Genomic DNA, 13,950 nt, shown 5'->3' on the forward strand with positions numbered 1-13,950 from the left:
CCTCCTTACATTTTCATCTATTGCCGCGATGCAGAATCGCGCCTTGTGAGACTGGAATATGGATCACAAAGTAATTTTGCAACCTTTTTTGCTGTCAATTTGAAATTTTATAACCCTGCGACCGCAGAAATTCACTCTGCAACTGCAGCATCCGGTCTGGAATTGGTGGTTGCGGCTGATTCTGCGTAGTAGGTAAGCAGGTCTTTTCGCCGGCCCGAGGACCGCAAAACACCACCGTCTCGCACAAGGATGTTGCGCTCAATCAATTGCTCGACAGCGTCGTGAACAGCTTGTTCCGCATTTTGCAGCGTATCCAGCCCCGCCATGGCCGAGACACGCTGGAACAAATCGGCCTCTTTGACTTCGCCATCCTGATGAACGATGTGACATACGGCTGGAAGCGGCGCGAAAGGAACGGCTGATTTGATGCGGGTCATAAGCTCGCGCGCAAGATCGGTGGTCAGGTCGCGACCCGCGTGCTCTCGGAACTCGTGCAACGAGATCGGGCGGCCATAGCGTACTGCAGCAATTCCGAATCTTTTATAGCGCCCAATCAAGCGTCTCCAGATCTGCTTTAGCGTCCACCGCGTGATAACCCCGATCCGTGCATGGAACCGACGCTCCGAGCCAAGCGCGGCGGTTGTCAGAATTGTATCTTCAAGCACCCGGTCGTAATTCAACGCGACCGGCACAAAGACCACGTCGCGATCTTGCGCTTCGGTCGCGTCGATCATGTATTTCAACAATCCAAGCTTGGGGCGCCCAAGCCGCCCTGTCAGGCTAAGACCGCCTTCGGGGAACATCGCCTGGGTGACGCCTGCCTCCGTCGCCAGGCGAACATAGCTGGCCAGCACTTGCCGATAGAGGTCGCTGCCCGACTTTCGCCTTATGAAATAAGCCCCCATGGCACGGATCAAACGGCTAAGCGGCCAAACCCGCGCCCATTCGCCAACCGCGTAAGACAGAGCCGAACGTTGCGCTGCCAAGTAGGTAACAAGCACGTAATCCATATTGCTGCGATGGTTCATGACAAAGACAACCGTCGCGTTGGGGTCGATCGTGTTGATGGCTTTTTCGTCCTGATAGCTGAGCCGGACGTCATAAAACGCGTTACTCAGCATGCGCGCCATTCGGATCGCAAAACTGAAATAGGCAAAGGCAGAAAACGAGGGCACGATCTCGCGCGCATAGCGCCGCGCGGTTTCTGAGGCCACGGCTTCGGGCACATGCTCTTGCTGCGCATAGGCTTGAACGGCCTTGCTGACCTGCGGGTCATAGCGCAGCCGCTGAATCATGTCGTGGCGCCCAGCCAGCTTGAACGGCTGGATTGGGCGTTGCAGCCGCGTATTCAGCCGCGCAACCGCGCGTTCAAGCCGTCTGCGAAAGAACCATCGCACCGAGGGAAATAGGAAATGCGAGGCGAAGGTGACCGCGGCAAACACCAGGATCAGCACAAAGAGCCAAATCGGAAGTTCCACGGTCTGAGTCATGGCGCAACAGTGCCATCAAACGCCGCGACCCACAATCTGAAGAAACACGGCATATGCCGCAACGCAGCGAATTGACATGTTCCGAAAATTACGGTTTAGAAGCATCAAGCGTAATTTTGTTACCCAGACGATCACGAGGTCTCACCCATGACGCAATCGCAGAAAGATCGCCCCTGGCTTATCCGGACCTATGCGGGTCATTCAACCGCGCAGGCATCGAATGCCCTGTACCGCAGCAACCTGGCCAAAGGCCAAACGGGCCTGTCGGTGGCTTTCGATCTGCCAACACAAACCGGCTATGACAGTGATCATACGCTTGCGCGCGGAGAGGTGGGCAAGGTGGGCGTACCGATTTGTCATCTGGGCGACATGCGGGTGCTGTTCGACCAAATTCCGCTCGAACAGATGAACACCTCGATGACCATCAATGCCACTGCGCCTTGGCTTTTGGCACTCTATATAGCTGTCGCCGAGGAACAGGGCGCGGATGTGGCTCAACTGCAAGGCACCGTGCAGAACGACCTGATCAAGGAGTACCTAAGCCGAGGCACGTATGTCTGCCCTCCGAAACCGTCGCTGAAGATGATCGCGGATGTGGCTGAATATTGCTATTCCAACGTGCCGAAGTGGAACCCGATGAACGTGTGTTCCTATCACCTGCAAGAAGCCGGTGCGACGCCCGAACAGGAACTGGCTTATGCGCTGGCCACCGCAATCGCGGTATTGGACGAACTGCGCCCACGTGTCCCTGCCGAAGATTTCCCTGCGCTCTGCGGTCGGATCTCGTTTTTTGTGAATGCAGGCATCCGTTTTGTTACCGAAATGTGCAAAATGCGTGCCTTTGTGGATCTTTGGGATGAAATCCTGCAACAACGATATGGGGTCGAGAACCCCAAGTTCCGCAGGTTCCGCTATGGCGTTCAAGTCAACTCGCTGGGGCTGACTGAACAGCAGCCGGAAAACAACGTCTACCGCATCCTGATCGAGATGCTTGCGGTGACGCTTTCGAAAAATGCACGCGCGCGCGCGGTACAACTGCCAGCCTGGAATGAGGCTTTGGGTCTGCCGCGCCCTTGGGATCAGCAATGGTCGATGCGGATGCAACAGATCCTGGCTTATGAGACCGACCTTCTGGAATATGGCGACCTGTTCGACGGCAATGCCGTGGTCGATGCCAAGGTCGAAGACCTGAAAGAAAGCGCTCGGGCTGAACTGGCCAATCTCGAGTCGATGGGAGGCGCGGTGGCCTCGATCGAATACATGAAATCCCGGCTGGTAGATTCGAACGCGGAACGTCTGAACCGCATCGAGCGGAACGAAACCGTTGTGGTCGGTGTGAACAAATGGACCGAGGGCGAGGCCTCACCCCTTCAGACCGAAGATGGTGGCATAATGGTTGTCGACCCTGCCGTAGAACAGGAGCAGATTAACCGATTGAATGCGTGGCGGTCCGAACGCGACAGCGCGGCGGTTGCCAAAGCGCTGGCCGATCTGCGGGAAACCGCGCGGGCGGGTGGCAATGTCATGCAACCCTCGATCGCGGCGGCCAAAGCCGGGGTAACTACGGGTGAGTGGGCGGAAGAGATGCGTAAGGTCTATGGCACCTATCGGGGGCCAACCGGCGTTTCCGGCTCGGTCTCTAACAAAACCGAAGGGCTGGAAGATCTGCGCGCCGCCGTTGATGCCGTCAGCGACCGGCTGGGACGTCGTCTTAAGTTTATGGTCGGCAAACCGGGACTCGACGGACATTCCAATGGCGCAGAACAGATCGCCTTCAGGGCCCGCGATTGCGGTATGGATATCAGCTATGAGGGCATTCGCCTGACACCCGAGGAAATTGTCGCCGCCGCGCGCGAAGACGATGCCCATGTGATCGGCTTGTCGATTCTGTCAGGAAGCCACCTGCCTCTGGTCCAAGATGTCATGACACATCTTTCCGAAGCGGGGCTCAACCACATTCCGGTTGTTGTTGGCGGCATTATCCCAGACGAAGATGCCGAGGCTTTGCGCGCCATGGGCGTGGCCAAGATATATACACCCAAGAACTTTGAGCTGAATGCTATTATGGGTGATATCATTACCTTGGCCGATCCAAAGGACATGGCAGCAGAATAACCCATATTCCATGTGAGAAAATTGGATTTTATTCCCCTTGAAAAGGGAATAAACGGGTCCAGAATTGCAAGATCCCGATGCCGCCGTATTGGGAATTAACAATCTGGAGAATAAAAATGGCAATCGATCTTGAAAAAATGTCGCGTAAGGAATTGCTGGAATTACGCAATAAGGTCGACAAAGCGCTGAAAACCGCCGAGTTGCGCGACCGGAAAGAAGCATTGAAGGCCGCTGAAAAAGCTGCCGCCGAGTTTGGATTTGCTTTATCCGAACTGGCGCCCGGCACGGGGAAAGCCGTTAAATCCGCTGCCAAATATCGCAATCCGAAGGATGCCGCACAGACCTGGTCGGGGCGCGGGCGCAAGCCGCAATGGGTCCATGATGCGTTGAAATCGGGTGCTGGTCTTGCGGATCTGGAAATCTGACAAAAGGCAGATCGGGTTATGACAATTCATATCGGTGCTGAAAAAGGCGAAATTGCCGAAACGGTTTTATTGCCCGGTGATCCTTATCGGGCGAAATGGGCGGCTGAGACGTTTCTAGATGACGTCAAACAAGTCAATGACGTCCGGGGAATGCTGGGATTTACCGGAACGTGGAACGGAAACCCGGTTACAATTCAGGGCAGCGGCATGGGAATGCCGTCCCTTTCAATTTACGTGAACGAATTGATCCGGGACTACGGCGCAAAGACCCTGATCCGCATCGGCTCTTGCGGCGGGATGCAAGACAGCGTCAACGTTCGCGATGTCATTCTGGCGATGACTGCAAGCACGCTTAGCACCCCGTCGCGCGGGATCATGAAAGAGCTGAATTTTGCCCCTTGCGCTGATTGGAGCCTGCTGCACGCCGCAGCCCAAGCCGCGCAGGCCAAAGGCACGCCAACCCATGTGGGCGGCATTTATTCGTCGGACGTATTCTATGACGAACGCCCTGATCTGAACGAACAGATGGTGCGCCACGGTATTCTTGGGGTCGAGATGGAAGCCGCCGAACTCTATATCCTTGCGGCGCGTCACAAGTGTCGGGCTCTGGCTGTGCTCACCGTATCAGATCACCTGCTGACCGGCGAGGCACTGCCCTGGTCTGATCGCGAGCGCAGTTTCGGAGATATGGTCGAAATCGCACTGCAAGCCGCGTTTCCCAATAACTAAGTTGGCCGGGGCACCCTGCCCCGCCTATCGACCATGGCTGCGGTCATACCCGTTGGGTGGAGGGCTGTCCCAACCAGCCAGATCTTCTTCTACCGGCGCGAAGACTTCGACCAGCAAAGGATAACACGCAGCCGTATCCGAGGAATGCTCACTCGAACAATCGCCGCCAGGGCAGGCGCTGAGATTCCCCAGCAGGTCAATTTCGGCAAAGAATTCAAGGTAGTCCCCGGGCCGCACCGGCGAGGCCTTCATGAAATATTGCCCCGTATCCCGCGTGAACCCGGTGCACATGAAGACGTTCAGGACATCGTGCACGGCAGGCTCGGCCTGATCCAAAGGAATGTCCAAGTGATCGGCCAAGGCACGCGTCAGGTTCGAATGGCAGCAATGGTGGTACTGCGTGTCCGACAACAAATTCCCCGTGTACGGATCACAGCGGGTACCGATTACATCGTGCACAGACCCGCCAAAACCATCGATACCATACCAACCCAACGTATCCGCAGTGATCGTGGCCATTGGACGCAAATGGGGAAAGCTTGACCACATCCTCTCACCCGTCGTCAGATGCGTCCCATGCAGCGCGCGGGTTTTGCCTGAATAAAATCGCTCAGACAAATCGCTCAGGTTCCACAGGTTCAGGTCTCCCACTTGCGGACCCTCGACCGAGGTGATGCGAAAGAAATGACCGGCCGTAACTTCAAAACAGCGCGCGTCGCGCGGCGGCACCAAAACCTCATCCGTCTTGATGGCCCGCTGGCGTATGTCATGCATCCAGCCCAGATCGGGTTTTGGAAGTGATCTATTCGGATAGCAGATCACCGGGGCAACCGCACGGCGGGCTTCGGCGTCTTCTGGAGGGAGGGCTGCAGGCATTAGATCGGTCATGGCCGACAGAGTGGCGCAGAACAGTAGCGCCGCAAAGCGCTAATTAGCGATCTTTTTTCTGCGCACAGGTAAGCGGCTGATCCTTTGCGGCCACGACAGCGCCACAAAAACTGCAATGCCAAGTGCCATGGCTTTTATCCTGCCGCCACCGGCAATCGCGCGTCAGCGAAGACGTGCGCGAACGCCAGATAAAATAGGCAAATACCCCGGCGGCCAATATGAGCAAAAGAACGGGCATGGTTTTGAATCGCGGATTGGCCTGACATTTTCAAGGTCACGCACGCAACCGGTTTGCCTTGGCTGTTCAAACCTGCCCTCCTTTGGTCAAAGGAAGGCAGTGTTCAGCCACAAAGCAACGACTTGATCTTACGCGCCAATCAGACTGCGCGCTCAACCATCATCTTTTTGATCTCGGCAATCGCCTTGGCCGGGTTCAGACCTTTCGGGCAGGTCTTGGCGCAGTTCATGATCGTGTGGCAGCGATAGAGCTTGAACGGGTCTTCCAACTCATCCAGACGCTCACCCGTCGCCTCATCCCGGCTGTCGATGATCCAGCGATAGGCGTGCAGCAATGCGGCGGGCCCCAAATAACGGTCGCCATTCCACCAATAGCTCGGGCAAGAGGTCGAGCAACTGGCGCACATTACGCATTCATAAAGACCGTCCAGTTTCTTGCGGTCTTCGATCGACTGTTTCCACTCTTTCGCCGGGCGGTTGGTCTTGGTTTCCAGCCACGGCATGATGCTTGCATGTTGGGCATAGAAATGCGTCAGGTCAGGGATCAGGTCCTTGACCACCGGCATATGCGGCAGAGGATAGATCTTCACGTCGCCCTTGATCTCATCCATCCCATAGATACAGGCCAGCGTGTTTATCCCGTCGATATTCATCGCACACGACCCGCAGATGCCCTCACGGCAAGAGCGGCGGAAAGTCAGCGTTGGGTCAATCTCATTCTTGATCTTGATCAGCGCGTCCAAAACCATCGGGCCGCAACTGTCCATATCAACGAAATAGGTGTCGACCCGCGGGTTCTGCCCGTCATCGGGATTCCAGCGATAAATCTGGAACTTGCGCACATTTGTGGCGCCTTCGGGCTTGGGCCAGGTTTTGCCGGTGGTAATCCGGGAATTCTTGGGAAGGGTCAGTTGTACCATTTTGAAAATCTCCGGCAAAGCGTCGACAGATTGATGTGGCGATCCGGCCGCAACGAGCCAAACCTTTTGGTGTCACCCCACCGAGGGCATGAGCATTTCATGTGTCGCCTCCATATTGTGGCTCCAGTGCGTAAGACCGATCGAGCGAATTAATGACCTCCAGAATGGTTCGCGCCCGCGCGGCAAAAGAGTGTCGCTCTCGCATTGACCTGGCAAATTCAAGCCGCTCCTTGCGCCGTTTATCTGTTTCAGAAGATGCATCGCTTAGAGCCTTGTCAAAGCTTTCCTGATCTTCAAAGACGTAGACCAATTCCCGAAGGTCTTCCGGCAACCAACTGACCTTGTCGGTTACAGGAACCGCTCCACAAGCTAACGTGTCGAAGATACGGTTCGAAGTTTGGCCGTTTTCGCGCATCTGAGGCGTATGATCGTTCAGTACAACGTCCGCGCTGGAGTATACATCAAGCAGTTGGTTATTTTCGACGCGCTCGCCGCACAGAAATGATTCATATTCTGTGTTCCTCCAACCGGGGCCCCAAATCTTTAGATCACGCCCTGGTTTTGCAGCATAGGCGACCGAAAGACGATCAAACCCAGCCCGATTACGCCCTACGAACACCATACCTTTTCCTCGAAGCTGTTCTCGAGGATAGATGATTTCAGAGTCGAATGCTTGGGGTAGAAGCGACGACTTCTCGGCCATTTCACCGCCAAGCGCTTGCTCGTACATCGTTCCTGACGCCCAAAACACGTGATCCGCCTGAGCATAATTCATCGGTCGAATACCTTTGGAAATCGCCCAATAAAAACAAGTTCTGTCGCGCTGTTTGATAAAATTTGCTCGACCCTTCAACACCAGATCCACACCGCCGGGTCTTGTGTTCGAATACCATTCATCCTGTGGGTCAATGGTTGTGAAATACCCTAACCGAGAAAAAGCTTTCGCCAGGCCCAGGGCAAAGAAATAGTCGCCCCACTCGGTCAATGCATTACGATCGGGCGCTGCAACCTTGATCGCGATGTCTGGTTTGTTTTGCCAGCCAGGGGCCAACTGATGCGGACAGGCAGAATACCATCTGCTCTGCTCAGCCGGTACAAGGTCAAGCTCGTCGAAATAGGTGCTGACGCCGTATTCTTCGATCTTCAGATCAGTATATGATACGCTGATCTCGTCGTAAGAGTCTGACAACGCAGTATTTCGTGGATCAAGTCCTGATACGATCAAAAGCCCGGTTGGAGCGCAATCAACCACTTCTATCTCAAGATCGGGACGATAGTTGCGCAGGATCGGCACAATTTTCCAGACATCTCCTGTCCAATCCTTGGTGATCCTGTCACGTTCCGCGATGTCGCTGTTCCAAGGCACACAATCATGCGTCACAATAACGCTGTCGGGCTTGCAGTGGCGCTCGGTGTTGATGAAATCCCGCAACAGAAATTCGACCAGGTGCATGCCGTCGAGGAAGACCAAATCAAATTCGACACCCATCGCGTTCAGCCGATTAGACGCAAAGAACTTGTCGCTTGTCTCCTGAAAAAGATGAAGTTCGGGTTTGTCCCCAATCAACTCGAGCTGCGCGATGAAGGCCGGATCAACAGAAATCGTTTTTGCGCTACTCAGTCTTAGGCTGGCACCGGTTTGAGTGCCAACCTCGAAATACCACTCCGGCTTCAAAGTCGCATGAAGACGCCTGAGAAACTCCAGGTAATGCAGCCCATCAGCAAGGCCGAAACCTTCTTGGCGCTGTCTGGCCATCCCTAGTTGATCCTCGGCTCAATGCGTTGCGCATTTTTCATGGCTTCGTTCATGCCAAACACAGTACCTTGTTAGAACGTACGGGCCTTGGGCGCGATACGTTTCAGGCTGATGCCGCCTTCGTCTTCAGTTGTCAGCGGATCCGTGATCACAGGGCGATAGCTGAGTTCGACCTTGTTACCTTCAACCCGGCTGACCGTGTGCACGCGCCAGTTTTCATCGTTACGCTCGGTAAAGTCCTCATGCGCGTGGGCACCACGCGATTCCTTGCGGGCCTCAGCGCCAACGATGGTGGCCAGAGCACTGGGCATGAGGTTGGTCAGCTCCAGTGATTCCATCAAGTCGCTGTTCCATACGAGGCTGCGGTCAGACACTTTCAGGTCGTCCATCTTGGCCGCAATCGCGGTCATCTTTTCGACCCCTTCCGCCATGGTTTTGGCGGTGCGGAACACGGCAGCGTCTTCTTGCATTGTGCGCTGCATCTCAAGCCGCAGATCGGCAGTTGGAACTGCGCCGCTTGCATTGCGGACGGCGTCAAACCGGTCAAAGGCTTTGTCAACCGAGGCCTGATTCAGCTCGGGATTCGATGCGGTCGGGTCCACTACTTTGCCTGCGCGGATCGCCGCTGCGCGGCCAAAGACCACCAGGTCGATCAACGAGTTTGACCCCAACCGGTTCGCCCCGTGTACCGAGGCACAGCCAGCCTCACCCACAGCCATTAGGCCGGGGACTACAGCGGTCGGGTTATCGGCGGTAGGGTTCAGAACCTCACCCCAATAGTTGGTCGGGATACCGCCCATGTTGTAATGCACAGTCGGCAGAACCGGGATCGGTTCCTTGGTGACATCAACCCCGGCAAACACGCGCGCCGATTCCGAAATGCCCGGCAGGCGTTCGGCCAAGGCTTCGGCAGGCAGGTGGCTGAGGTTCAGATGGATGTGATCGCCATTGTCACCATGACCACGCCCTTCACGGATCTCCATAGTCATTGAGCGCGAGACATAGTCGCGCGGCGCAAGATCTTTGTACTGAGGCGCATAGCGCTCCATGAAGCGTTCGCCTTCAGAGTTGGTCAGATACCCGCCCTCACCGCGCGCGCCTTCGGTGATCAGACAGCCCGATCCATAGATGCCGGTCGGGTGGAACTGCACAAACTCCATATCTTGAAGCGCCAAACCGGCGCGCGCCACCATACCGCCACCGTCACCGGTGCAGGTATGGGCCGAGGTGGCGCTGAAATAGGCCCGGCCATAGCCGCCCGTTGCCAGAACCACCATCTTGGCGTTGAACACATGCATCGTGCCATCGTCCAGCTTCCAGCAGACAACGCCCTGGCACTGCCCGTCATCGGACATGATCAGGTCGATGGCGAAGTATTCGATATAAAATTCAGCGTTATTCTTCAGCGATTGGCCATAAAGCGTGTGCAGGATCGCGTGGCCGGTGCGGTCGGCGGCTGCACAGGTGCGCTGCACCGCAGGACCTTCCCCAAACTCGGTAGTATGGCCGCCAAAGGGGCGCTGATAGATCTTGCCCTCTTCGGTGCGGCTGAAGGGCACGCCATAATGCTCAAGCTCATAGACCGCCTTGGGGGCTTCACGCGCCAGATACTCCATCGCGTCGGTATCACCCAACCAGTCCGAGCCCTTGACCGTGTCGTACATATGCCATTGCCAGTGATCTGGGCCCATGTTGGACAGCGAAGCGGCAATGCCGCCCTGCGCCGCAACCGTATGCGAGCGGGTCGGGAACACTTTGGTCACACAGGCTGTGCGCAGCCCCTGCTCAGCCATGCCCAGAGTGGCGCGCAGACCTGCACCGCCAGCGCCAACAACGACCACGTCATATTCATGCGTTTCGTATTCGTATGCAGCCATTTCTTTCAGCTCCGGGAATTAAAGGGCAATGCGCGCGATGGCGAAAAGGCCAGCGGCGGCGGCACCGTAAGACAGGCAGGTCACCAGAATGATCAGGACCTTCTCCATCGTGCCGTGAACGTAGTCTTCGATCAGCACCTGCGCGCCTTCGGCAAAGTGCCTGAACCCGACCAGCAGGGTCAGGGCCGCCACAATCGCCGGGAATGGCCGCGCGTAATAGTCCAGCACAACGTCAAAAGGCTGACCCAGGATCGGACCAAAGGTAAAGATGAACAGGGGCACGAGGATCAGCAGAGCAACCGAGCTGACTTTCATGCTCCAGAAATGAGCGGTGCCCGATTTGGCCGAACCCAGGCCAGTCGCGCGCTTGCGGTCTGTCAGATAACGCATGAAAGCCTCCTTTACGCGACGATGAGCAGGGTCAGAAGGGTCAGCACAACCGACCCGATGATAACCGCCCAACCCAGCTTGTAGGCAGTGGGCAAATCCAACCCAAGGGCATTATCCCAGATCAGATGCCGGACGCCGGCAAGCGTATGATACCAGATACCCCACAGCGACAGCGTCATGATCAGATCACCCAGAACCGAAGTCAGCCACCAATTCGCGCGGGCAAACGCCTCGGGCGATGTCGCCGCCGCCAAGAGCCACCAAACGATCAGAAGGGCGGCCAACAGCATGGCGTTTCCTGTGATGCGGGTCAGAATGGATGTGACCGACGTCAGCTGCGGACGATAGATCGACAGATGCGGCGAAAGCGGGCGATTGCCCCGATTTACATCGGCCATGGCGGCTCCTTTTCGGTTGGCTACGGACGGTTTTACTGTTTTTTGCACCTCTGTCACGTGCTGCGCGTGCAAAAACCGCCAAAATCAAGCCAATTTGACAGATTATTTCGTTTCGTGATCACACCAGATGACGTCGTGATCACAGAGCTGCTCCAACCCGGTGTATCTTAGTGTTTTCAACATGCAAGCGATGTGATCACGAATCCCAGAAACACCTATTTCAGACCTGCCGTTTGCTGCGTCACTTCGCGCAAAAGCTTTTTTCGAATTTTCTCGGGGTAATCAGCAAAGCCAGAGGCCGAAACGACAAAAGCCGCCTCTCCTACGATTACATTCTCAAAGAAATAGGCTGTGAGGTCTGGCTCGCTTTCCTCGATGGCAATCGCATTGACGGTTACGCCGTGAGCCCGCATCAAGCCATGCGTGTCTGTCGGCTCAACACCTTCGTTCGAAATCCCGTCACCCGAAATATCAATCAAATGCCGCGAGCAGTCGGACACCTCGTCGAAACTGGTCAGCGTCGTTTCCAGCGCCTCACCAATCGCCGTCGAGAAGTTTCGCCATATCCGAGGATCCGCTGCCACCTGATCTGCAAAGCGTTCGACCGCGGTGAAGCTGTCGATCTTCGTCCAGGGGATGGTGACTTGTTGGCGAGACGCACCGGTCCACTGCACCAGCATCAGACGCGCCTGCCCACGCACCAGCGCCTCGGACACAATGGGGTCGCGCAAACCGGCGGCCAGCCCGTCCATTTGAATGCGGTATTCCTCGGAATCCACTGACCCAGACACATCCACCGCCAAGGCCAAAGCAAGATCGCAGGCCCAAGCCGGAGGGCTCAGGCACAGGCAAGTGACAAAGGCGCGCGCAAACAGCATTGCGCTAAGCTAGCACGGTTTTGCCCGCAGGCGATCACATCACCGTCAGATTGGCATCAACGCCCAATAGTCCAGATCCAGCAGCACATCGGCTTTGTACTTTCCATCCGGCCCGCGCAGTTCAAACGGTGCACCGCCTTTGGTGGCCACAAGACGCAGGCGCAGGGCCCCAACGCCGGGAACGCCAGTTTCTGCCTTATCCAGAACCTCGGACCACGCCTTGATCGTATCCTCAGCAAAGCAGGGGTTGGCATGGGCACCACCGTTCAATCCGACGATCATCTGCGCATTGGCGAGCCCGTTGAACGACAAAGCCCGCGCCATCGAGATCACATGCCCGCCATAGATCAGCCGACCCTCGGGCCGGAATGTCAGGTCGAAATGCACCTTGGCCGTGTTCTGCCAAAGGCGTGTGGCCAACATATGCTCGGCCTCTTCCACGGTGACACCATCCACGTGATCGATGGTCTCGCCGACCTCATAGTCGCCCCAGCGATGGGGTTCGCCAGCCAGGGCGAAATCATAGTCCGAAAAATCCAACCCCTGCGGGATCACCAGATCATCGATGGAAAGCGCCTGTTTCAAATCCGGCACGACGGTATCTGGCGCCGGAGTATCCAGGTTCGACTTACGAACCATGACCCATCGGACATAGTCGAGCACAACCTCATCCCGCTGGTTCAGCCCTTTGGTCCGAACCCAAACCACGCCCGTTTTTCCGTTCGAATTCTGCTTGACCCCGATCACCTCAGAAACCGAACGCAGCGTGTCACCCGGATAAACCGGCTTCAACCAACGCCCCTCGGCATAGCCAAGATTGGCAACCGCGTTCAATGAGACATCCGGTACCGTCTTGCCAAACACCACATGAAAGGCCGCCAGATCATCAACCGGGCTTTGTGGCAAACCACTGGCCTGCGCAAATGCGTCCGAGGAATAGAGCGCGTGACGCGCAGGATAGAGCGCATGGTACAAAGCGCGCTCTCCGGTGGTCACAGTACGCGGCACGGCGTGGTGCAACACTTGCCCCACCGCATAATCCTCGAAGAACCGGCCCGGGTTGGTTTTGGCCATTATTGCTGCCCCAGTTTCATATCCGGCTCATAGTCGCCCTCAATCTCTTTTGTGACCGCCTGCGCACAGCGCATCTGGCTGGTCGCGGGATCAAAGGCGTAAGCGGGCGAGCCGTGCAAGTCCCAGCCCTTGGCCAACGCGTCCGAGACCTTGTGGCAGAAGGCCGAGGAATCCTCGGACGTCAATAGGCGGTAGAGTTTTGCCATGAGTTCAATTCCTTACGAGGTAAAGGGGGATGGGCCGACCAGCCCGTGAATATATCCAATGACGCCCAGCAGAACGATCGACGCGACAAAGAAAATCGCATCTTTGCCATAAGTGCCAGGCTCGGATGGGGTCCATTCGGGTTCGGACTTGTTGATCACGATGACCTCGACCACCGCCCAGGCCAGCAATCCGCCGAACAGGATGATCGACGCCAGATCACCATTCACCAGCAGATGCGCAAAGGCCCAAAGCTTGAACCCGCCCAACATCGGGTGGCGCACACCGTTCAATAGCCGCCCCTTGGTGCCTGCAGGGCTCATCAGAAAGATCGCAATCAGAACCAGCAGATTGTTGATATGCACCATGAAGATCGGTGGTGCCCAGACATGGATGAAATCGGTCATCCGATAGCCAAAGATCATCAGCAGAATCGACACGACCAGCGCAAGCGCCACCGCGCCTTTTCCGGCATCGCCCATCGCCGCGCGCCGTTCCGGCATCACACGTTTGAACAAATGCGCCGCCCACCACAGCGCCACACCCAAAATCAGAAGTAGAAAGCCCAT

General features: G+C 56.4%; 14 protein-coding genes. 3 read left to right on the forward strand and 11 right to left on the reverse strand.

Going from position 1 to position 13,950, the window contains the following annotated elements:
- Positions 1-131: 131 nt before the first annotated feature.
- Positions 132-1,490, reverse strand: coding sequence for a 1-acyl-sn-glycerol-3-phosphate acyltransferase (locus tag GOW40_RS13720; RefSeq protein ID WP_171130867.1), 1,359 nt, complete (start codon positions 1,488-1,490; stop codon positions 132-134).
- Between the two features lie 147 nt (positions 1,491-1,637).
- On the opposite strand from GOW40_RS13720, the gene GOW40_RS13725 reads away from it, so the two are divergent.
- The 3 genes from GOW40_RS13725 to deoD all read left to right on the forward strand — a co-directional run bounded on the left by GOW40_RS13725 (position 1,638) and on the right by deoD (position 4,759).
- Positions 1,638-3,605 (forward strand): protein meaA, encoded by a 1,968-nt coding sequence (locus GOW40_RS13725; protein ID WP_171130870.1) that lies wholly within the window; start codon positions 1,638-1,640, stop codon positions 3,603-3,605.
- Positions 3,606-3,721: 116 nt separating this feature from the next.
- The gene (locus GOW40_RS13730; RefSeq protein WP_171130872.1) at positions 3,722-4,030 is read left to right on the forward strand and encodes an H-NS family nucleoid-associated regulatory protein; all 309 of its coding nucleotides are present in this window, start codon (positions 3,722-3,724) and stop codon (positions 4,028-4,030) included.
- Positions 4,031-4,048: 18 nt separating this feature from the next.
- On the forward strand, positions 4,049-4,759 hold the full coding sequence (gene deoD / locus GOW40_RS13735; protein WP_171130874.1) for a purine-nucleoside phosphorylase: 711 nt from the start codon (positions 4,049-4,051) through the stop codon (positions 4,757-4,759).
- 24 nt (positions 4,760-4,783) lie between these two features.
- Here the strand turns inward: deoD and GOW40_RS13740 are convergent, their stop codons facing one another.
- From GOW40_RS13740 to GOW40_RS13785, 10 genes are all read right to left on the reverse strand, one after another.
- Complete coding sequence (locus GOW40_RS13740; RefSeq protein WP_171130876.1) at positions 4,784-5,647, reverse strand: DUF1989 domain-containing protein; 864 nt, start codon at positions 5,645-5,647, stop codon at positions 4,784-4,786.
- A 377-nt stretch (positions 5,648-6,024) separates the two neighbouring features.
- Positions 6,025-6,804, reverse strand: a complete 780-nt coding sequence (locus tag GOW40_RS13745; protein ID WP_170414955.1) for a succinate dehydrogenase iron-sulfur subunit — start codon at positions 6,802-6,804, stop codon at positions 6,025-6,027.
- Between the two features lie 97 nt (positions 6,805-6,901).
- Positions 6,902-8,560, reverse strand: a complete 1,659-nt coding sequence (locus tag GOW40_RS13750; RefSeq protein ID WP_171130878.1) for a glycosyltransferase — start codon at positions 8,558-8,560, stop codon at positions 6,902-6,904.
- Positions 8,561-8,631: 71 nt separating this feature from the next.
- Entirely contained in the window at positions 8,632-10,437 is a 1,806-nt protein-coding gene (sdhA, locus tag GOW40_RS13755; RefSeq protein WP_171136485.1) for a succinate dehydrogenase flavoprotein subunit, read from the reverse strand.
- A gap of 18 nt (positions 10,438-10,455) precedes the next feature.
- Positions 10,456-10,827, reverse strand: coding sequence for a succinate dehydrogenase, hydrophobic membrane anchor protein (gene sdhD, locus GOW40_RS13760; RefSeq protein WP_171130882.1), 372 nt, complete (start codon positions 10,825-10,827; stop codon positions 10,456-10,458).
- Between the two features lie 11 nt (positions 10,828-10,838).
- The gene (gene sdhC / locus GOW40_RS13765) at positions 10,839-11,225 is read right to left on the reverse strand and encodes a succinate dehydrogenase, cytochrome b556 subunit (RefSeq protein WP_171130884.1); all 387 of its coding nucleotides are present in this window, start codon (positions 11,223-11,225) and stop codon (positions 10,839-10,841) included.
- A gap of 215 nt (positions 11,226-11,440) precedes the next feature.
- Positions 11,441-12,103: a DUF1194 domain-containing protein gene (locus GOW40_RS13770; RefSeq protein WP_171130886.1), complete on the reverse strand. Its 663-nt coding sequence runs from the start codon at positions 12,101-12,103 to the stop codon at positions 11,441-11,443.
- A 45-nt stretch (positions 12,104-12,148) separates the two neighbouring features.
- Complete coding sequence (locus tag GOW40_RS13775; RefSeq protein ID WP_171130889.1) at positions 12,149-13,177, reverse strand: MaoC family dehydratase; 1,029 nt, start codon at positions 13,175-13,177, stop codon at positions 12,149-12,151.
- A complete protein-coding gene (locus GOW40_RS13780) occupies positions 13,177-13,383 on the reverse strand; it encodes a DUF1737 domain-containing protein (protein ID WP_171100961.1) in 207 nt (68 codons plus the stop codon). Before GOW40_RS13780 ends, GOW40_RS13775 begins: the two co-directional genes overlap by 1 nt.
- A gap of 12 nt (positions 13,384-13,395) precedes the next feature.
- Complete coding sequence (locus GOW40_RS13785) at positions 13,396-13,950, reverse strand: NnrU family protein (RefSeq protein ID WP_171231055.1); 555 nt, start codon at positions 13,948-13,950, stop codon at positions 13,396-13,398.

This window comes from Ruegeria sp. HKCCA6707 (assembly GCF_013033515.1).
In the GTDB taxonomy this organism is placed as follows: Bacteria; Pseudomonadota; Alphaproteobacteria; order Rhodobacterales; family Rhodobacteraceae; genus Ruegeria.